This is a genomic window from Dysgonomonas sp. HDW5B, from assembly GCF_011299335.1.
GTDB lineage: Bacteria > Bacteroidota > Bacteroidia > Bacteroidales > Dysgonomonadaceae > Dysgonomonas_A.
This window is the reverse complement of record NZ_CP049858.1, coordinates 2,975,824-2,996,366: the sequence shown is the minus strand read 5'-3', so window position 1 is coordinate 2,996,366 and position 20,543 is coordinate 2,975,824. Positions and strand designations below refer to the sequence as shown.

Genomic DNA, 20,543 nt, shown 5'->3' with positions numbered 1-20,543 from the left:
TCACAAAGTCAATTTAAAAACGCAAAACAATACAAAAGATTATATTTTATTTCTTTTTTAACAAAAAGAAATATTTAAGACAACAAAAAGACCAATCAGACAAATACCGATCAGTCTTTTTATATTGCAGATACACAGATATATATTAGTAGCATTGACAACTATTGTTTATTATTCAATCTATAAGATAAAGCTCCCGACGGGCAAGTATCCACCTGATTCATTAATTGCTCAGTTGTTGCATTTTCGATCTTTATCCAAGGTCTTTCGGCTGGGTTATATACCATTGGCAACATTTTCACACAAATACCTGCATGCTGACAAAGGGATGGCTGCCAAACAACAGTCAGTTCACCATTCGAATATTCAATTTTCTTATTAATATCCATATCTTCCTCCTTCTTTTTAAGTAAACAAAAGTATTTAAAGGTTTTAAACCGATTTACGCCTATGGTTAGTAGAAACGACAGATCGAAAAATATCTCAGGAAATTCAGATATTGATTCCTCTCATAACAATACGCCTCCAATCGGGATGTTTTTGAATATATCCTGCAACAAATTGGCACAGAGGCACTAATCTAAGTTTTTGCAACTCGATATTTTGAAGTGTCTTTTCAATTAGTTGCGAACCTATCCCCCTACCCTCCAGACTAACCGGAACTTCGGTATGCGTGAGGTATATTTCGTTATTATTTGTTTTGATGTATTCAATTTTGGCTATTTCTTCGCCAATACGAAATTCATATCTGTTTTCGGGACTATTATCAATCAGTTCATAATTTTCTCTTTCCATAATCGCATTATTAAATATATAGTCAGCACATGCGTAAACAGGTCTGAAACTTCGATTTATTTTAATAAAACGTTTAAAACTAACATTTTGTTTGATTCAATACTATATTTTAGTTTACCCCAAGGATCGATATATCTCAAAATGTCTTTATTTAATCATTTACTCTACATTAAAAATTTCTATCTTTGACATTCATTTTTATATGCCTGCAAACGTAATGAGGAGTATTGTTTCCCCAGCAAGAAATTTGATGAATATATATTCTATCCGGCTTATCTGCCTTTTGCTTTTGGCTGGACTCTATCAAAGTACATGCCTGGCACAGATAGACAGTTTGTACATTGCCCCATTCGAGCAAAAATTTTCTATACAAGCATCTGTTTCCAATAAATTTCTATCTTTATCTCAGGAGTATGATGCAAAATCGATGCGTAATTTCTCTTTACTCCCTAATACTCCTGTAAATATAGGATTAGGCTTTTCATGGAAAAACCTCAGTATGAGCGGATCTTACGGATTCCAATTCTTAAGAGATAAAACAAAGGGAAGAACCCGTTCTTTTGATTTTCAATACCACTATTACGCCCGCAAATTTGTAATCGATTTATTCCTGCAAAATTATCGGGGATATAATAAAGTGTACGAAGACGATGACGAAACATACATCAGAGCTTCGGATGTTCAAATGACTCAATACGGGGCACATGGGATGTACGTATTCAACAATCGTAAATTCTCATACAAAGCGGCCTATAACCTGAGCGAGAAGCAAATAAAATCAGCCGGGGGATTTCTTTTGGGAGGAAGTATTTTTCAGAGTCGAATCCGCTCCGATAGCACATTGGTTTTACGACACAACAAAAATCAGCAGGATAACTTTCAATTTGGAGTAAATGGAGGTTACGGCTATACGTGGGTCATCAAGAAACACTATTTCATATCGGGGTCGATGACTGTGGGAGTAAATATCGGAGCAGACAGAATAGATAAATTCGGTAAACAAAGGCTGGAGGTATATCCTACTCTATTTCCGAGAGGTTCAGCAGGATATCATGCCGATAGCTGGTCGATAGGTGTATCAGCTCTGGCAAACAGGGTTGCTGTACAGATATCGGACGAAAGCAGTACAATGCTAAATTCGGGAACTTTTCAGCTCACCTTCGTCAAACGCTTTAATACTCATCCCAAGATATTGAATAAATTACCTAAAAACATTATCAAATAAGGTCTGATATGTTTTCATAATAAAAACAGTTGACGAATAAACAAATCTCAGATATTCATGACTGCGAACTCATTAACGAATAATCTATAAACTGACCTATTATTAAATACGTTCAATTATTTAATTTACGAGATATGAAGAATCATTCCCTACTATTCATTTTCATTCTATTATTATCGTTTACAGCCTGTAACAATAAACAAAAAGAAAATGCGACAAACGAGGGCAGACCTGAGGTTACTGCCAAAATCGACAGCCGAATCGACTCTATTTCTGTTTTATATTATAATTACCTCGTAGAGTCTCAAACTCCTGTAAAGCCCGAAGAGATCAAATTAAATATTCCTCAATTTGATAAAGACCGAAAGGGTGTACTGGATGCTCATATAGTTGATTCTATAAAGATAGAAGATATTAAATCGAGAATAGATTCTCTAAAACTTGCTCAGTCGCCATCAACATTGGATGCCAGATTGGTCGCAGTTATAAAATATAAAGACGGGCGTAAAGATATTCTTTGCTTAGGCGGTTATCAGGTAAACGAAATATTTCTAAACGGAGTACAACAGGAGACTGATAATAAATTGCTCTTTTTGCTGAAAAACTACATTGGTTTTTATCCATGGATGATAGGTGACGATATGTTTGCGATGAAAGAACTACAAGACCCCTCATTCGCCAAAGCTCCATTCGTTTCTACACCCTACTACGATGCTTATCAGAGTGCCCTTACTAATCGATAAACACATAATAGGTTAATATCAGAAAAATAAAAGCAGGCTAGTTTTTTTACGACTGTCCTGCTTCATTCCAAAAAATATATAAGTAACACAAATTCTTAAATTAATTTTCCTAAGCAGCAATAGAATACATTACAGCCACCAAAGAAAACAGAGGCTCAGACCTTATTATATTTCGATGGTAAGATCGGCAACAGGAGCATCAGGAGCATTATTTTTCACAGACTCAATACCTTTATCTCTACCTGCTTCGCTCTCATACATCTGGCTGGTTCCTATAATCTGACCATTTGTAGCTTTTAAATTAAAGTAATATTTTTTATTTACACCTTCTTTTCTATCGTAATGAGCATCGTCTTTAGCATTCTTCTTCACTGAATCCAAGCCGTTCTGACAATTCGCTTTTGTTGTATAGCCTTCACTGGTTAAAATCACTTGACCGTTACCGGCTTTTAGGTTGAATTGAAATTCTCCGTTTTTTCTTTTTACTATTTCAAACTTTCCCATATCTTTTGCTTTGATTTAAGTTAGCATTCTATTGATTTGTTAGTTAAACAAAGATGTCTTAAAATATGTTCACAATAGAATAAGATTGCAGGGTGGATTATTTGTCTGTAATGTATTTTTTTAGAGTTGATTTATTTTACTACAGCCAAAATATGCTATATTTAAGCTACAAAAAAACTTTCAAAATGAAGATAAGAAAAACTCAAATATCAAAAACGGATCTTATAAATCAATATCTGCCCGCCAATTATACCGAATGTCTTCAGTGCAATTTCAGTAGTATTCAAAAGATAACAGCCGACCATATTATGGTAGCCTTTTGGACTGCTCCTCCTAAATGGGTTGACTCTCTCTTTAAACTTCGGGATATTCTCGTAAAACCTTTCGGAATACAAGGTGGAAATAAGGGAAACAAACAGGAGCTTGAAAAATCTATACGAACAGGCGGTACTTTCAAGTTTATGAGTATCGCCGCCAAATCAGACGAAGAGACTATACTGTGTGCCAACGACAAACATCTGGTTATGTATTTATCTATCAAAATAGAAGAACTTAACGAGAGCGATAAACAGGTTACTGTGTCAACTCTGGTTAAGTTCCATAATTTATTAGGACGAGCCTATTTCTTTATTATATATCCCTTTCATTGCATTATCGTAAAAACAATGTTGAAATCTGTTCTCAAGAAACTAAAACAGTGATTATCCAATTCATAACAGATTCAATCAGGCTCTTCGCTATCGATATAATCTCTTTTAAACATATCGAAGCATAAAAGAAACAACGAAAGCAAGAGAGGTCCGAATATTACTCCCCAGAACCCAAACAACGATAATCCTAATACAACTCCAAAGATGGTAACCATCGGATGGGTATCGGCCAGTTTTTTCTGTAAAAGAAAACGTACCAGATTATCTATATTAGAAATTACCACTATTGCATATATAGCCAAACCGATTCCCCCTGCCACATTTCCTGTCAATGCCAGATATACTGCCAAAGGAAGCCAGATGAGTGCTGTACCTATAAGCGGCAGAATGGTTGCAAAACAAGTCAGAAAACCAAAAATAACGGGGTCTGGTGTTCCGAATATCAGATAACCAATCATAGCGATACATCCCTGTATTAAGGCTAAAAGAGGGATACCTATTGCATTGGAAGTAACCATAACTTTGGCAGACTTGATTACTTCTTTTTTGTTTTTATTTTTAAAAGGCAATATATCATATACGTACGATTCCATCGTTTTACCTCCTAGCAGCATAAAATACAAGACAAAAAGAAGTACAAAAGAATTGATCAGAAACGAGCTGATTTGTCCTACGAGCATTTGTGCAACGCCGCTAATTCGAGATGTTATCATACTCAGGTTATCGCTGCTCATCACATCATATCCAACTTTCTGGTGAACGAGGTCAATAAAGTGCTGAATGGTTTTGATCAGGACACTGGGCTCGAGATTTACAGCCTGCAATCGGTTAACCAATAACCAGATAACAAAGAATGCCGGAATAAGGAAACAAAGTGACACTTCCAATAAGACAAGAGTTGCCGCAATGCTTCGCCGAATTTTCTTTGTTTCCGCCAAATAGCTCATTTGCCTGCGTACCATAACATAAATGGTACAGGCACCCAGTACTCCACTTAAAAACGGTAATGTTTCTTTGAATACGATTGCACCCAGAACGACGATGATAACCAGTAATGAATACTTCCAATATTGCTCTTTAGAGTCTGTCATACTATTTATAAGTTAGATAATTATTTGGTTTGTGTGCCCTGCAAAGTAACAGCCACACTTACTCTGCCTATCTAATACCCTCGAAGAGTAATTACAGCACAAGGTATAAACATATCAAACAGGTTATTCGTTCATCAATTTCTGAAATTCATCAATATATTGCCCAACATGTACTCCGTCGACCAGTGCATGATGTACATGAACAGACACCGGCATCGAACGTTTACCGCTGGTTTCGGTCATTTTACCAAATGATATTTTAGGACAACTGTCTTGTCTCGAAAAGTTACGTGCATGAGAAAGGGATGTAAAATTGATCCAAGGCACAGCCGAATAATGTATGGCATTAACGGCAGCACAAAGATCTATTCCCGTGCTATTACGAACTTTATCGATAACCTTCGAAGCCTCAGCCGCAAATTGATCGTAATCTTCGTGAAAATCCATGTGGCTGAATCCGAAGGTGCCGTTCGGGCGGTCAACCGTAGATTCAGGATCAATGACATCATAGAGATATACATCATTCTCCTCAAGACGATAACGGAATGCTTCTACTCTGTTTGCCGCCAGTGTCGATTTATGGAGATAGTATAAAAAGAAAGATGTTTTCAATTCTTTAGCTCTTTGATAAGCATTCGTACAATCGATATTCACACAGACGCCGTAAAATGGTTCGTCAAAATTCTTGAAAAATAAATAATGGTCTTTTCTTACCCAGTTTTCTATGTCTATTTTTTGTTTCATTGTATCAAGTAAGGAAGTATTTCGGTTATTTTTTCTATTCTTAATAAGTTAGGGTGTATCACTTTATCCTCGAGCTTTTCGTGTGCCCATGTGCTGTGAAAAGGCACGTAAGCAGCATGCCCTTCGAGTTCCAAAACAGGTACAATATCGGATTTGAGAGAATTACCTATCATCAGGAAATTTTCGGGTTTACAATCGAGATTTTTAAACAGCTTACGATAGTCGTTTCGTTGTTTATCGCTCATTATTTCGATATGATGAAAAAAGTGTTCCAAACCCGAAGCTCTGAGTTTACGTTCCTGATCGAGTAAATCGCCTTTGGTTACTACTACCAAACGATATCTTCCACTAAGCATCTTCAAGACTTCGTTGACGCCATCGAGCAGTTCAATAGGTTTCAGTAAAATTTCTTTACCTAAATCGACTATCTGTTGAATTACTTTTGGTTCAATCGTATAATTTGAGATTTTCAAAGCGGCTTCCACCATCGACAGGGTAAAGGCTTTTACTCCAAATCCATAGATAGACATATTATCTACTTCGATCTTAAGTAATTCTTCCGAAATCTTCTCATAAGGTAAATGCTCTTCGAGTAATTCACGAAAGCGATATTCGGTTTCATCAAAATAGGTTTGATTTACCCATAGGGTATCATCTGCATCAAATGCAATTGTATCTATATTTTTCATTTAACAGTTAATTTCTTTAAAATACAAAGAGCCACAAAAGAGCTATAAAACTACCGACAAGTGCTATAACAATGAGCACTCCTACAAACAGCAGCACATAGTCGGAAATATTACTTTCTTTAACTTCTTCGTTCTTTTTAGGATTTTCATCCTCCGGTTTTTCTTTATTTTCGCCAACCACTAAAGTGAAAGCCGACTCTACAAGTATTTCGCCTGCTGCTTTACCAACAGATTCCAATAATTCATCCATATTCTTTACTTATATAGATTAGTATTCATGCGAATCAGTAGTCGATTTGTTTTGTTTAATGTTCTATTATTCTAACGCACCCTTTGGGTTTGTTTTTCATTTTGCCTTGATGCAAAACGAAACAAAAGATCTAGACTAAGCCTTTTGCCCGACCCGTTACGGACTCGAAAGCTAAAACAAAAGAAAAACATTTATCGTTGATATCCTTTTGTTTCTTAACGCTTTCATTCGCCCTACGGGTACCCCGTGCAACCATCTAGGTCGGGAAGCCTGACGGGCGAAAGCCACTTACGTGCGTCAGCTCCGGTGCATCAGTGGAGTAGTCGTTGGCTGACAAGCGAAGCGGGCGTAAAACTAAACGTGCCGTAAGGCAATAAGTTTAGTTTAGACCACAAGCTTAAGTCAGGCAGGCGAGCCACGCAGCACAAAGCCTTTTTGATTCCTTTTGCGGCTTTGGGCAAAAGGAATACAAGCAATCTTCGATTGCGCGTAGTAAAAGACAATTTGATAGAACATATAATCCCAACTACTGATTGACATAACTCATACAAATATAAAGATTAAGGGGTATTTATAAAATACCTGGCCTTGATAAAAAGCAAAAGAGCACCCGAAGATGCTCTTTTTATATAATCATTTCAGTTTTATTGCAATACTTTTACCATACCAGCACCCTTAATATTCTGCTTGGTAATTTGTGGATTGCCTTTATAAGCAACATTTCCCTTGCCTTTGATATCGATGCTCAGTTTATCTAAAACATTGACCTCGATATTGCCGCTACCTTTGATATTGGCTTCCATTTCATTGACAGCAAGTCCCGCAGCTTTAACGTCTCCCGTTCCCGAGATTTCGATTTTAGCTTTATGAACCTGCCCCGACATGTCCATAGTTCCGGATCCTTTCAATTGAAATTCGGCTTTATCGTACACCAGATTATCAGCGGTGAAATTACCCGTACCTTTCATTTCTATCTTCAGTTCGTCTCCAGCAATTGCTCCCTGCAATTTGATATTCGATGCCCCTTTGCTCTCGATATATTTCAAACTGGGCGAATTGGTATAAATAACAAAACGGCTTGGATTGATGCTTTCTTTGGCTTTAACAGTCAGCGAGCGTCCTTTTACCTTCACGTCGATAAGTGGGATAATATTGTCATCGGCTTCGATACGCAGATAAGCGGCCTCATCGGGTTTTGCATTATATACAATATCAATAGCTCCTTCGACTTTCATCTCGCTATAAATTTCAACGGGAATTTCGTGACTGATCACATTTCCGTCACCCTGAACGGTTTTTCCCTTACACGATGTCAGAGCCAATACGGCTACACAACAGATATATACCAATGTATGTATTGTTTTTTTCATACACGTACGATTTAAATTTGTAATGAATATGTTTTGTAAATTATTTTTTCTCTCCAAGCTCCCTGCCTGCATGCACATAAGACATATCTCCCATCGATTGCACACTAAATTTACCGTCACGGTAAGTTACTTTGCATACAGCCGCATTTTCGAGATGTCCTTTAAGCAGTTCCTTCCCTCCTAAGTTTTGCAACATACAAATAATACTCATACCATGAGCTATTACAAGTACATTTTTATCTTTTCCTTCGGATGCTTCTTGTGCTGCAATTTCGCGCAAAGCTTTTTGTGAACGATGCTCAACTTGTTCGAAAGTTTCAGCCAATCCCATATGATCGAGCTTACTTATCACATCCAAAGCTTCTTTGTTTGATATCTTTCCATGAAATACGTCACGATACATATCTTCCATCTTCACATATTGAAGAAACAGTGCTACATTTCCCCACATCTTCGCATTAAAATCGGACTCGAAGCTACCAAAACACGCCTCACGAAATCCGAAAACTTCATTGATAGACAGCTCTGTTTGTCCATGCTCGCCCAATACCACTTCTGCTGTTTGGCGAGTACGACGCAAATCGCTCGAATAAACTGCATCTAAACGGACATCGCGTAATCCTGCACCCAAAAACTGTGCAACTTCTATTCCCTCAGGTGTAAGAGGCGAATCACACCATCCTTGTACACGATCTAATGTATTTAATAATGTTTTACCATGTCGGGCAATATAGAAAGTAATTGTTGAACTCATAATCAATGTATATATAGTAAAAAAATCTTTTCCTCTACGAGATTTGAGACTCTCAATAGATCATTGCAAAGGTAACTCTTTTTTGTCGGGCATGAAAAGAACAAGTTCAATAAACAACCCAATCTTTGTTTATAAGGTTGCTGAACCCTTTATCGCTCGGGTTATTACAGAGGCTCAGTCTTGATCTTTTGTTTCGTTTTGCATCATTATCTATTTTAGTTATTTATCTTTATCCTCACAAATCAAGAAAACATGAAATTTTCGCACATACACCACGTTGCCATCATCTGTTCGGATTACGGAGTGTCTAAAGATTTTTATACCCGCATATTGGGATTCGAGGTTATTCACGAAACGTATCGTGCCGAGCGTCAATCGTATAAACTGGATTTAAGGATAGACGACAGGTCTCAGATCGAGCTATTTTCGTTTCCCGATGCCCCCAAACGTCCCTCTTACCCCGAAGCTCAGGGTTTGCGTCATCTGGCTTTTACGGTCGAAAACATAGAAAAAGCCGTTGAATATCTCAACAGCTTTGATGTAAAAACAGAACCTATTCGCACCGACGAAATCACAGGTAAGCGATTTACTTTCTTTTTCGATCCCGACGGCTTACCTCTCGAGCTATACGAAATATGATTCATCTAAATCAAAAAATTACAGTGTTAATCTCTGATTAAACGACATGGCATTATAATAGAATTGGGCTATTGTTTTTAATCATTAATTTTCAATAGATATACAATAAGAATTGGAAGAATAGCTCCTATTACTGAAAAAACAAGACTAGCTATAAAAAGATCGTTGGACTGTGTAAAATTCAAAGTTCTGGCAACATACCCTCCTCCTAATGATCCAAAGCCTGAAACTAATATCCGAATCAATAATTGCTTATAAGTATTTTGGCGAGTAATTATCCACGCTCCAAATCCGGCAAAAACTCCTATACCTATAAAAAGAAATAGATCTCTCATATCTTATATCGATTTTATTGTCATATAATCTGATTTACGAAAAAAATAAAGCTGATAATTAATTGCAAACTATCAGCTTTATCTAAATTAAAGGACAGAGCCTAATTCTATTGATTAATTATTAGTCGGAATCGCATACAATGTATTTTCACTCCACGGGAAGAACAATCCATCAAAAGTAATCGGGCTACTAGGGTCTAGAGAAGATGTATCGATCTTTGATGTTGTTAAATAGTAAGTTTTACTTGCCGCTGAAGTATTTCTAAGAACCGTATCACCAATAAGCATATGATAATTAATACCCGGATTACAAGCTGCAGAAATTAACTGTCCTCCACGAATATCAGCAGATGCAGTTCCTGTAGGAGTGTCGGACCAATTCATTCTGACCCATATTCCCTCACTCAATATATTGCCACCAGATTGGTATGTTTTCAAAGACCTGTTAAATCGTATCAATTGTTCGACATGTATAATCCACGTTGAATTAGCAGGTAAAGTTACACTTATACCACTATTAATATTTGATGCTAAAGATCCATTATAAGATGTACCAGAGGCAGACGGAAACATGGGTGACTGAAATACGTTTGGCTGATTCCACGAAGCATTACCGCTGGCATCCGATGTTAATATTTTACCAGCCCCTGGAGTACCACTGCTTATTTGAAGTGCTCCCGATACGGTAGTCGGGGTAGCTAAAGTCAGTCGGCTTGCTCCCGTGATATTTGTAGCTTGGGTCAAAGCACCTCCCAATTGAGTAGTTGTTCCGTTCATTGTCAAACCATTGTTAGCAGTAGTTACAGTAGCAGCAGGTAATGTACCCCACGAAGCATTTCCGCTGGCATCGGATGTTAACACCCTACCAGCCCCTGGAGTACCACTACTTATTTGAAGTGCTCCCGATACGGTAGTCGGGGTAGCTAAAGTAAGCCGGCTTGCTCCGGTAATACTGGTCGCTTGGGTCAAAGCTCCTCCCAATTGAGTAGTTGTACCGTTCATTGTCAAACCATTATTAGCAGTAGTTACAGTAGGTGCAACCCACGTAGCATTTCCGCTGGCATCGGATGTTAACACCCTACCCGCTCCGGGAGTACCACTGATTATTTGAAGTGCTCCCGATACGGTAGTTGGGGTAGCTAATGTCAGTCGACTTGCTCCCGTGATATTTGTCGCTTGGGTCAAAGCTCCTCCTAATTGAGTAGTTGTACCGTTTATTGTCAAACCATTATTGGCAGTAGTTACAGTAGCAGCAGGTAATGTACCCCACGAAGCATTTCCGCTGGCATCAGATGTTAACACCCTACCCGCTCCGGGAGTACCGCTACTTATTTGAAGTGCTCCCGATACGGTAGTCGGGGTAGCTAAAGTAAGTAGGCTTGCTCCGGTAATACTGGTCGCTTGGGTCAAAGCTCCTCCCAATTGAGTAGTTGTACCGTTCATTGTCAAACCATTATTAGCAGTAGTTACAGTAGCAGCAGGTAATGTACCCCACGAAGCATTACCAGACGCATCAGACACCAAAACCTTTCCTGCTGCCTGATTCCCATCTACATATCTCAATGTATTGGCTCCAGTTATTTGAGTTAACCCGGCTACGTCTAAATATACGCCTGATGCAGGAGCTGTTTTACCGATACTCACACGTCCGGGAGTAGAGTTGGATGTGCTTGTAATTCCAAATAGAGCATTACCAATATTCATCTGGTTACTGGCTGTAGCAGTAGGGGCTTGCGCATTTGTTCCTATAATAAGATTGTTGCCTCCTGTTGTTAAATCAGAACCGGCATTTAAACCTATCCCAATATTATCAGAGGCTGTAGTCCTTAATAATGCCGAAGAACCTAAAGCTGTATTATAATTCCCTGCTGAATTGTTTAGCAAAGCGTTCCATCCTATTGCGGTATTGTTATTACCCGATGTGTTTCTAAAAAGAGCAACAGAACCCATAGCTGTATTTTGACTTCCGCTAGTTACTAATTGGATAGCACCATTACCAACTGCCGTGTTTCCCGAAAATGAGTTAGATGCAGTACCCCGCAATGCAGCAGCCCCTATTGCGGTATTGCTACCCGAAGTTGTTGCTGCATACTGCATCGCTTGCGACCCCACTGCTGTATTTAAACTACCGGATGAACTGACAGATTCTAATGCCGAGGCACCCACTGCGGTGCTAGAGCTTGCTCCACCCGAACCTTTCCCCACAGTTATTCCATTAATGAAAGCATCTTCTCCCACTACTGTGAGTTGAGCATTGTTTGTTCCTCCATTGATAGAGGCAATGGTATTTCCACCAATAACCGTTTTAGCTGTCAGGTACGAATCATCGGTATTCAATGTCGACGGCAGTGCAGTACCCACTTTGTACCATGGATTTGAACTGGCTACAGCAGAAGAAGTGAATGGCTGCCACAAAGTACCGTCGAAATAGTAATAACCTATCTGAGTTATCTTTGCTGTCTTGGTCGTTGTAGATCCCGATAAGTCTGTAACATATACAATTGTACCCGTTTGAGGTAATGCGTATTGTGTATCCTTACTTATTATTTGAGTACGTGTCAATCGGGGTGCAATAAATCCTTCAGCCGTTGACGCTCCTGTGTTGGTAGGCATCACATCAAATGTTGCTTTAGGATCTTCGGTATTTACACCGACTTGTGCATATGTTATTCCACCCGTTAGAAGTAAAACTCCGATAGATAAAATTTTTCTTTTCATATTTTTTAAAATTATTTAGTGCTCTTGTTAAAACTTAATTAAACATTTATTATTAGTGTGTTGAATTTCGATGTTATCAGTTCTGCAATAGGTTAAGTCGCCACACATCAATCTACGCTGACACATGGCATCAACGTATTGACCTTCAGGGGTACTCAATTTGTTTTTATCAGGTTTGTGAACATAAAAAAAGCAATGACGTGTAATCACTACACACCATTGCCGGACATAGTTATGCCCTTGATAAGTTTTAGCTTCGTGCCAATTATAAACGACAACACTAAACAAATCAGTTACACGATAAAGCTTATCGGCACAACTATTTATGAATTTATTGGGTAAATATAAAAGTAGGAACACACCATATATGTCATCGTGACACATCTGGTTTTTTTCGCCAAAACCGGCTAATAATAATAGTATTAGAGTTAAATTACTCTCTCTCTCTCTCTCTCTCTCTCTCTCTCTCTCTCTCTCTCTCTCTCTCTAATATTTCAACGCACATAGCCAAACCTAAATCGTTAAAATTTAGATCATTATTAGCAAATATGTTTGTTAAACCGTATGTCATTTTCTTATCAATGCTTACTATTAGAGAGGCAAATATAATCAATATTTTTGATTATCAAGTTTTCTCAAAAAATTCAAAACAAAAAGTGCATATTTTTATTCCGACTGCATATGCACTTTCATCTTTCTATAATAAATAGCTTAATACCCTATTGTAAAACGCTCGCGATGATGTTGAGGAGTTTCCAATTCATCCAACATAGCTTTAGCATAATCTTCAACCGATATTTTACTGCTACCTTTTTCGTCAACAATCAAATTGTCCTTTCCCAAACGGTATTTGGCAGTCCTTTCGCCCGGCTCTATAGTCCCCGCAGGAGAAAAGAACACCCAGTCCAATTGTTTTTCGGGTAGCAGATAATCGGTCAATACCTTAGCCAACGATTCTACTCCGGGTTTGATGGCATCGGGTATAACTCCCGATTGCAATACCGTTTTACCCGGTGCTACCAACAAGCTTCCTGCTCCGCCAACAACCTGCAAACGCAATACTCCTGCGTGTTTCGCTGCATCTATTATCGCCCTGTATCCTTTAAGTGTATCATCATAAATAGAAGGATTACTCCACCCCGGATTGTATGCACTTATAATAGCATCGGCTCCTTTTACTATTTCTGCCAGCTTTTTCACATCGGTTACATCTGCTTTTATGAGTTGAAGATGTTTGTTTTCAACTTTTACTTTTTCGGGGTTACGCACTACTGCTTTTACAGCGTATCCACGTTCTAGTGCTTCTTTAAGAAGTGCAGACCCAACAAAACCACTGGCTCCAATCAATACAATATTTTTCATAATCAATACATTTAATAATGTTTATGGAATGTCTCGATAAAACAACCTAAAGCTCAAAATAGATGATGGTCAGCCTGTTTTTAAATAAACATTAACACTACAAACCGGATATATAAAAAAAACAATTGACCTCCCCCTTAGGAGAAGCCAACTGTTTATATTTTAATAATTAAAATAAGGTCTTAGACCCGATTCTATATTATTGTAATCTTTTCAATCTGTAAAGCAATTGTTGAAGAGCTTCATGATAGTCATCGATAATTGCTTGTGTAAATGCTTCTGAAAAATATTTACGTGCATCTTCAACCACATCATAAAATCCACATGCATGATTTACAATATCTGCCGGATTTTTAGTTTCAGGAATAACGATAGTAATATCGCCTGCCATAGCATATGTAGTTTCAACCAAACGGTCGGTAGCTTCCGTTAAACCTTCTAAAGCCTGGTCTAATGCAATATGTTTAGCATAACTACCAGCACCTGTTACATGCCAGTGATATAATTTAAGACTGTTATTGAAAGAAACCACTTTTCCTAAAAATGCACCTACTTCAGCAGCTGAACCGTTAAGTCCTTTTACTGCCTTTTCTTTTGCTGTTGTAGTACTCATAATTTATTGATTTAATTGTTTATATTTATTACTTATAAAACGTTTTGCGGATAGATTTGTTCATAAAAAACGCATTTTCATTTGTTAATTTACCTTGATCGCGAAACGACAAAAACACATTCAGCATATACTTCTCTAAAGAACAAAAGGTTACAGACAGATCGCTAAAAACATCAAATTTATTGATAATGCCATAATATTCATAGATGAGAATACTGCTTTTACTACCATATAGACAAATATAACAAAATAATTTTGAAATGTCAAGATTTAGCGGAGTTCTTTTCTCTGCTTTCTTTATTACGGAATAAGCAGGAAATACCAACGAAAAAAATTATATTTACAATTCGATATATAACAGAACAAAAGCTTATGCCCATCAGAAATGCAGAGATAACTGATAGTCAAGCCATCAGAGATATGTTGGAGCAATTGGGCTACCCATTGACAACAAAACACGTACAAGATAAGCTCGAACTCCTATTAAATAGTGTGGGGGATGCAGTATATGTATATGAAGATAAGTACCAGATTGTAGGTTTTATTACACTTCATTTTTCGATACAACTGGCTTTCGAAAAAAACTTCTGCGAGATAGGATATTTTGTTGTCGACAGCAGTATACGCAGCAAAGGTATTGGTCGCCAACTCGAAGAAAAAGCCTGTCAGGTTGCCCTCGAAAAAGGTTGTGACCATATAAATGTATTCAGCATGGCACATCGCAGCGATGCCCATCGTTTTTATGAACGACAGGGATACACTCACATTCAAAGATTTTTCGAGAAAAAGTTATAAAATAAATAACATTCAGAACAACGTCTCATTAAACAGTTTCTTTTACTTATGAATCACGATATTGAAGTCTCAAACACCATATTGATGGTTTATTCGGTTCCCGTTTTTTTACTCCTTATAGCAGGAATAATTGTAACTGTATTCGGATATGCTAAAGAAAAAAAAGTATTAAAACTGGCAGGCTTTGTTATCGTAGCAATCGGTTTTCAGTTATTGCTCATAGAGTTAGCAATAGCTCTGTATTTTAATTTTATAATTTCTATATCATAAATAACTAAAGGCTGAATCCGCAAGAATGCATTCAGACATCAATATTTTCAGTGAAAATCGTTATCATAAAATCTTATAATTTGTTCTATTATGGAAAGTAACAACAGCCTGGAGATGCTAAACTCTATTTTAATGGTCTATGCCATACCATTCAGTATTATTCTACTGGCAGGTATAGTAGTTCTTATTTGGGGTTTTGCAAAAGAAAAAAGAGGTTTCAAGATAGCCGGCCTGATTATAGCTGTCACAGGCTTCAAACTATTGGTATTATTAGGATGTATGGCTCTGTATATGAAGTTTATTGTATCTATGATGCCACACAACACATAAAATCAAGACTTTATTATCCTAGCATCAGCTTTGCACATTCGTAACCATGATTGTAAAAATGAATTAATACGTTTGTGTTTTTCTCTATTCTATTGATAGTCATAGGCTCAATCGGTCTTATAACGATAGCCTTGCCTTGCTGTTCTAATTCTTCGACACGCTCGAGCTGCTGATTGTATATTTCGTTGCGACGATTGATTGCATTACGCATTTCGGGATATTTTTTATAAAAGAAACGGGGTAGTTTCAATCCGGCTTCTTTTTTACGATAACCTGCATTACGAGTCAATATCACCAGCATTTTATCATATCCTTTTGTCAAACAACGCTCAACAGGGATAGAATCACACACACCACCGTCTAACATAGGAGTACCATCAACATAACATACGGGAGAGAATAAAGGCATACTGCTCGAAGCCTTCAGTATTTGTAATAGACGCTCGTGATCCGAATACTCTTCCATATATTCCGCCTCTCCTGTAAGACAACTGCTGACAATCATCTCAAAACAGATTCCCGCAGATGCATACGCATCAAAATCGAAAGGTAATATTCGGTTTGGAAAATCATCAAACAGCAAATCGAAGTCCAAAAAGTTGCCTTTTTTCAGGTAATGCTTCAAACCTATGTATTGAAACTTATCCAACAATTCGATATTACTGTAACGAGCCCTGCCCCGTTGCCCCGAAACATAGGATGCTCCGTTGCACGCTCCGGCCGACACGCCTACTACATAGGGGAAACGGATATCGTTATCCATCATCCAATCAAGTACCCCACAGGTAAAGACACCTCTCAATGCCCCTCCTTCGAGTACAAGCCCCATGTTGGCTATATCTAATTTTGCTGATTTTGATTCTTTAATTATCATAGTGTCGAATAGATACAAAAATACAAAATGTATGGAGAAACAAGCAACATTTTATCAGATAATAGATATACCTGCAAAAAAGAGATCACTCCGGGAGCGATCTCTTTTATATTTTTACTTGATAATACTAATATTATAACGTCTTCAATTTCAAATTACGCCACAATACTTTAATACCTCCTCCATCATGAATCTGCAGAGCAATACGTCCCTGTCCTGCTCCTATTTTATCATCTTTCAGACTGATCATTTCCTGTCCATTGAGCCATGTAGTCACACTGTCTCCCTGTACTTTTATGCGCATGGTGTTCCAATCGTTTTCTTTCAAAATAGTTTCTTTCTCATCGGGTATCTGTGCCAACCAACCACGACCGTACGATTCGTATATACCGGCTGTATCGTGTCCCTTAGGAGCAACTTCTACCTGCCAACCGTTTACCTTAACAGTGTCGGCAACAAAAGATCTGAAAAACACTCCCGAATTACCGTCTGCCTCTTGCTTAAATTCTACGGTAAGGTCAAAATCATCGTAATAGTCACGTGTAGCCAAATAACCGTATTGCTTGTCGGGTCCACTCTCGCAAATCAACAGACTGTCTTTTACATACCACAATTCGGTACCATATTTATCCCAGCCTTTAAGATCTACTCCGTTGAACAAATCGACCTCTTTCGTTTTACGAGGCAATTCTTTTATTTTGATATTTCGAAACGATGCAGGCGAACCATGATCTTGAAGACAGATCACACCCTTTTTGGATAATCCGTATTCAGGAGCATGTGCCCACTTTCCACTGTTTTTACGTTCAAACCAATCATCTGTCCAAGTTTCAAATTCGAGGATTTTCACACCATTGAGCCAATGCTCAACATGACCGTTGTTAAATACTATTTTAGAGTTGTTCCATTCTCCATAAGGATTTACTTTCATCAACGATGTATCGGGTAAATGCATTGCATAATCCACTCCCAGCTTCTGCCAATCTTCTAATGGTTCAGGAAAATTAGGTTCGTCAATAAGTTGGTATTCGGGACCCGTTACATAAGGTACATTAAACTGAGGACGTTCTACAACGTGATATATCATACCACTGTTTCCACCTTTCGACAGTTTCCAGTCCCAAGACAATTCGAAATTTTCATACTGTTTGTCCGTTACAATGTATCCGCTGGCATCGCTACCATCACCCTTTGCCTGAATGCATCCATCCACTACATGCCAAGGCTGAGTAAGGTCAGTACCATTGTAGTCACGCCATCCGTCCATTGTTTTACCATCAAACAAAAGCTCCCATCCATCGGCAACCTCTTGTTTTGTTAATGTATTTTGCTCTTTAGCTCCGCAGGAAGTAAATAATGCCGAAGCTGCAATACTCAGAACAAACATGCTTTTTAAAGCTGTCTTTTTCGAAATAATTTTCATCGGTTAAGATTTTAGTTAATACAAGTTTAGGTAAAGATAATAAAATCTGATGGTTGCAACTAATCAAGAAAAAGAAAGAGTTGACTGAGGCGAAAATTCTTTTATGCGTTTCTCGCTTCGAATTCTGAATATTTATGCCTTTTTCCGAAATTTAAACAACGTCTAAAATTAGAAATATATGTTTCTTTTTTGTACCTTTACAACAAGGATGGATCAATAAGGTCATAAGTCTTTTTATTACCCATTCGGATATAACTATGATTGTAAGTGATAACTTTAAAGCATCGCATTAAAGTATAACTTTTACTTAATTAGAAATTATGGATAAAAAAACAACTCTATTACTAGTTTCGGTGGCGATAGCAGCAGGCACTGCTGCATTGGTAGTGTATGGTCTAAAAAAGAAACAGGAGAAGAAAAAGAAAATAGCCATCCATTTCATTTAAATGGTCATGTTTCTTATTCATTTGGTAAAAAAATAGCTGATTGTCACCATGAAGTCTCAGCAATAAGCAGTGCCAATTCGCTCAAATAGTACGTGTATAAAATACAAACCTGCTCTTTTAAATAAAAAGAGCAGGTTTCTTTATTATAAAGAATCGTATCATAAGAGAATAAGCATTACAACATGTGTCATTAAGTGGGCTATCATTGCACATTCGAGACCACGTTTTATATACATAACTCCGAAGCTAATGCCAACCACACTATTTGCCAACAGAATGTAAAGATAAAGCATAACCGGAGTTTCTATTTATCTTTATTCATGCGAATCAGTAGTTGATCTGTTATGTTTAATGTTCAATTTAGTTGTCTTTTACTACGCGCAATCGAAGATTGCTTGTATTCCTTTTGCCCAAAGCCGCAAAAGGAATAAAAAAGGCTTTGTGCTGCGTGGCTCGCCTGTCTGACCTAAAGCTTACAGGCTAAACTAAACCTTCTGCCTATCGGCACGTTTAGTTTTACGCCTGCTTCGCTTGTCAGCCAACGGCTGTGCCTCTGATGCACCGGGGCTGACGCCTGCAAATGGTTTTTATCCGTCAGGCTTCCCGACCTTGGCGTTTGCACGGGGTACCCGCTGGATGAAGAAAGCGTTAAGAAACAAAAGGATATCAATAATAAACGTTTTTCTTTTGTTTTAGCTTTCGAGTCCGTAGCGGGTCGGGCAAAAGGCTCAGTCTTGATCTTTTGCTTCGTTTTGCATCAAGGCAAAATGAAAAACAAACCCAAAGGGTGCGTTAGAATAATTGAACATATAATCCCAACTACTGATTGACATTATTCATAATGCTATATTAAAAGAAACACTTCGACAACTGATAAATTGCAATAGCCGCTACAATCTCCGAAAATAGCAATGCTGCAACAAACCCCATTATCCCCTTAGCACCACTTATATTACAAGAAACGGAGAAAGCCTTATATGCAAGGATCACAAACCAAATGGCAGCAATCATAGAGACAGCCAAAAACGAAAAGAACACAATCCATTGCATAACAGTAATTTCCGAATAACTCTGAGCAAGTAAATTTTGAGTAATAATTATATTATAATCATACACACCGGGAATAAGTACCGCTAATGAAATCAATATAAATGGTGTACGTGCCAACGTTACTGTTCCGGCAACATCTATAAACCGAATAGATGATTTACTTAGCAGACGCCCTGTAAGATACAGTGTCACAATGAATATAACAAGAGCAATTGAAGGAACAAGTAGTGCTCTCCCCAAATTGGCATTATCGTTGAAATGGGCATCCACTACTCCATCAAACACCATATTGCCGCAATACGCCAATAATATCGAAACCACAAATACCACTATACCTATCAATAAGGCTTTACCTCCGGCTATACGCACAAAAGGATTAATCAACAACGAAAGAACTTCTTTATTTTTCATACTGTATAATTTTTTCGATTACTTCATCCAATAAGTTACGTACGGTAGGGTAACTCAAATTAAGGTCTTTAGCCATATCTTTCAGGCTTCCGCTATTTTTCATAAACTTCAGAATAAACTCCTGATCATCCGACGAAAGGCGAGCCAATACGGGCAGATCATACAACCCGATAACTTCGGTATCGCAATTCTCACATTTCAAACTCTTGACTTTTAGCTGCGCCTGACAGCTGGGACATTGACTGGGTAACTTCATAATATTTCATTTTTACGCTACAAACGTAATACATTTTTAAACATTATTCAAATAAAAATAAATATTATTCAATAATAAATAAATTATACTCAACAAATACCAATATTATACATACTGAATAATTATTAATTTTAGCTAGAAATAGTTGTGCATATAAACGACGATTCGTTTTTTTGTATCTTTGTCACAATCAATTGATCAAAAAT

The 20,543-nt window shown here is 37.6% G+C and carries 26 protein-coding genes; 8 read left to right on the top strand and 18 right to left on the bottom strand.

All coding sequences use genetic code 11. From position 1 onward, the window contains the following. Positions 1-161 precede the first annotated feature (161 nt). Entirely contained in the window at positions 162-383 is a 222-nt protein-coding gene (locus tag G7051_RS12405) for a (4Fe-4S)-binding protein (protein WP_166117719.1), read from the bottom strand. A gap of 109 nt (positions 384-492) precedes the next feature. Next, complete coding sequence (locus G7051_RS12400) at positions 493-795, bottom strand: GNAT family N-acetyltransferase (protein WP_166200719.1); 303 nt, start codon at positions 793-795, stop codon at positions 493-495. 250 nt (positions 796-1,045) lie between these two features. On the opposite strand from G7051_RS12400, the gene G7051_RS12395 reads away from it, so the two are divergent. Then, positions 1,046-2,020 carry a DUF4421 domain-containing protein gene (locus G7051_RS12395; RefSeq protein WP_166200717.1) on the top strand — a complete coding sequence of 325 codons (975 nt, stop codon included), beginning with the start codon at positions 1,046-1,048 and terminating at the stop codon, positions 2,018-2,020. 134 nt (positions 2,021-2,154) lie between these two features. After that, positions 2,155-2,763, top strand: coding sequence for a hypothetical protein (locus G7051_RS12390; RefSeq protein WP_166200715.1), 609 nt, complete (start codon positions 2,155-2,157; stop codon positions 2,761-2,763). Positions 2,764-2,928: 165 nt separating this feature from the next. Here the strand turns inward: G7051_RS12390 and G7051_RS12385 are convergent, their stop codons facing one another. Beyond that, positions 2,929-3,267, bottom strand: a complete 339-nt coding sequence (locus G7051_RS12385; protein WP_166115709.1) for a YegP family protein — start codon at positions 3,265-3,267, stop codon at positions 2,929-2,931. 185 nt (positions 3,268-3,452) lie between these two features. On the opposite strand from G7051_RS12385, the gene G7051_RS12380 reads away from it, so the two are divergent. Then, positions 3,453-3,968 (top strand): DUF2867 domain-containing protein, encoded by a 516-nt coding sequence (locus tag G7051_RS12380; protein WP_166200713.1) that lies wholly within the window; start codon positions 3,453-3,455, stop codon positions 3,966-3,968. 20 nt (positions 3,969-3,988) lie between these two features. On the opposite strand, the gene G7051_RS12375 is transcribed toward G7051_RS12380, so the two are convergent. The 6 genes from G7051_RS12375 to G7051_RS12350 all read right to left on the bottom strand — a co-directional run bounded on the left by G7051_RS12375 (position 3,989) and on the right by G7051_RS12350 (position 8,815). After that, a complete protein-coding gene (locus G7051_RS12375; RefSeq protein WP_166115706.1) occupies positions 3,989-5,008 on the bottom strand; it encodes an AI-2E family transporter in 1,020 nt (339 codons plus the stop codon). A gap of 123 nt (positions 5,009-5,131) precedes the next feature. Beyond that, entirely contained in the window at positions 5,132-5,752 is a 621-nt protein-coding gene (locus G7051_RS12370; RefSeq protein WP_166200711.1) for a chloramphenicol acetyltransferase, read from the bottom strand. Beyond that, positions 5,749-6,441: an HAD family hydrolase gene (locus G7051_RS12365; RefSeq protein WP_166200709.1), complete on the bottom strand. Its 693-nt coding sequence runs from the start codon at positions 6,439-6,441 to the stop codon at positions 5,749-5,751. Before G7051_RS12365 ends, G7051_RS12370 begins: the two co-directional genes overlap by 4 nt. 16 nt (positions 6,442-6,457) lie before the next feature. Next, positions 6,458-6,691, bottom strand: a complete 234-nt coding sequence (locus G7051_RS12360) for a hypothetical protein (RefSeq protein ID WP_166200707.1) — start codon at positions 6,689-6,691, stop codon at positions 6,458-6,460. A gap of 644 nt (positions 6,692-7,335) precedes the next feature. After that, the gene (locus tag G7051_RS12355; RefSeq protein ID WP_166200705.1) at positions 7,336-8,061 is read right to left on the bottom strand and encodes a head GIN domain-containing protein; all 726 of its coding nucleotides are present in this window, start codon (positions 8,059-8,061) and stop codon (positions 7,336-7,338) included. Positions 8,062-8,101: 40 nt separating this feature from the next. After that, positions 8,102-8,815, bottom strand: a complete 714-nt coding sequence (locus G7051_RS12350) for a histidine phosphatase family protein (protein WP_166200703.1) — start codon at positions 8,813-8,815, stop codon at positions 8,102-8,104. 252 nt (positions 8,816-9,067) lie between these two features. Here G7051_RS12350 and G7051_RS12345 point away from each other — a divergent pair, with 252 nt between their 5' ends. Next, complete coding sequence (locus tag G7051_RS12345; protein WP_166115694.1) at positions 9,068-9,454, top strand: VOC family protein; 387 nt, start codon at positions 9,068-9,070, stop codon at positions 9,452-9,454. A gap of 77 nt (positions 9,455-9,531) precedes the next feature. On the opposite strand, the gene G7051_RS12340 is transcribed toward G7051_RS12345, so the two are convergent. From G7051_RS12340 to G7051_RS12320, 5 genes are all read right to left on the bottom strand, one after another. After that, entirely contained in the window at positions 9,532-9,789 is a 258-nt protein-coding gene (locus G7051_RS12340; protein WP_166200701.1) for a GlsB/YeaQ/YmgE family stress response membrane protein, read from the bottom strand. 114 nt (positions 9,790-9,903) lie between these two features. Then, positions 9,904-12,507, bottom strand: a complete 2,604-nt coding sequence (locus G7051_RS12335) for a hypothetical protein (protein ID WP_166200699.1) — start codon at positions 12,505-12,507, stop codon at positions 9,904-9,906. 27 nt (positions 12,508-12,534) lie between these two features. Next, the gene (locus tag G7051_RS12330) at positions 12,535-12,891 is read right to left on the bottom strand and encodes a hypothetical protein (RefSeq protein WP_166200697.1); all 357 of its coding nucleotides are present in this window, start codon (positions 12,889-12,891) and stop codon (positions 12,535-12,537) included. Between the two features lie 327 nt (positions 12,892-13,218). After that, positions 13,219-13,869, bottom strand: a complete 651-nt coding sequence (locus G7051_RS12325) for an NAD(P)-dependent oxidoreductase (RefSeq protein WP_166200695.1) — start codon at positions 13,867-13,869, stop codon at positions 13,219-13,221. A gap of 199 nt (positions 13,870-14,068) precedes the next feature. After that, positions 14,069-14,482 (bottom strand): DUF5856 family protein, encoded by a 414-nt coding sequence (locus G7051_RS12320; protein ID WP_166200693.1) that lies wholly within the window; start codon positions 14,480-14,482, stop codon positions 14,069-14,071. 372 nt (positions 14,483-14,854) lie between these two features. Here G7051_RS12320 and G7051_RS12315 point away from each other — a divergent pair, with 372 nt between their 5' ends. The 3 genes from G7051_RS12315 to G7051_RS12305 all read left to right on the top strand — a co-directional run bounded on the left by G7051_RS12315 (position 14,855) and on the right by G7051_RS12305 (position 15,877). After that, a complete protein-coding gene (locus G7051_RS12315) occupies positions 14,855-15,277 on the top strand; it encodes a GNAT family N-acetyltransferase (protein WP_166200691.1) in 423 nt (140 codons plus the stop codon). A gap of 48 nt (positions 15,278-15,325) precedes the next feature. Continuing rightward, a complete protein-coding gene (locus tag G7051_RS12310) occupies positions 15,326-15,547 on the top strand; it encodes a hypothetical protein (protein ID WP_166200689.1) in 222 nt (73 codons plus the stop codon). A gap of 90 nt (positions 15,548-15,637) precedes the next feature. Continuing rightward, positions 15,638-15,877, top strand: coding sequence for a hypothetical protein (locus tag G7051_RS12305; protein WP_166200687.1), 240 nt, complete (start codon positions 15,638-15,640; stop codon positions 15,875-15,877). Between the two features lie 13 nt (positions 15,878-15,890). Here G7051_RS12305 and G7051_RS12300 read toward each other — a convergent pair whose 3' ends face one another. Both G7051_RS12300 and G7051_RS12295 read right to left on the bottom strand, forming a co-directional pair. Next, positions 15,891-16,751: a patatin family protein gene (locus tag G7051_RS12300; RefSeq protein WP_166200685.1), complete on the bottom strand. Its 861-nt coding sequence runs from the start codon at positions 16,749-16,751 to the stop codon at positions 15,891-15,893. Between the two features lie 133 nt (positions 16,752-16,884). Beyond that, on the bottom strand, positions 16,885-18,174 hold the full coding sequence (locus G7051_RS12295) for a DUF1080 domain-containing protein (RefSeq protein ID WP_166200683.1): 1,290 nt from the start codon (positions 18,172-18,174) through the stop codon (positions 16,885-16,887). A 320-nt stretch (positions 18,175-18,494) separates the two neighbouring features. On the opposite strand from G7051_RS12295, the gene G7051_RS18320 reads away from it, so the two are divergent. Further along, positions 18,495-18,620 (top strand): hypothetical protein, encoded by a 126-nt coding sequence (locus G7051_RS18320; RefSeq protein ID WP_255493214.1) that lies wholly within the window; start codon positions 18,495-18,497, stop codon positions 18,618-18,620. 849 nt (positions 18,621-19,469) lie between these two features. On the opposite strand, the gene G7051_RS12290 is transcribed toward G7051_RS18320, so the two are convergent. Both G7051_RS12290 and G7051_RS12285 read right to left on the bottom strand, forming a co-directional pair. Beyond that, positions 19,470-20,081 carry a hypothetical protein gene (locus tag G7051_RS12290; RefSeq protein WP_166200681.1) on the bottom strand — a complete coding sequence of 204 codons (612 nt, stop codon included), beginning with the start codon at positions 20,079-20,081 and terminating at the stop codon, positions 19,470-19,472. Next, positions 20,071-20,337 (bottom strand): DUF2089 family protein, encoded by a 267-nt coding sequence (locus tag G7051_RS12285; protein ID WP_166115673.1) that lies wholly within the window; start codon positions 20,335-20,337, stop codon positions 20,071-20,073. The genes G7051_RS12290 and G7051_RS12285 overlap by 11 nt, the downstream gene beginning before the upstream one ends. Positions 20,338-20,543 lie beyond the last annotated feature (206 nt).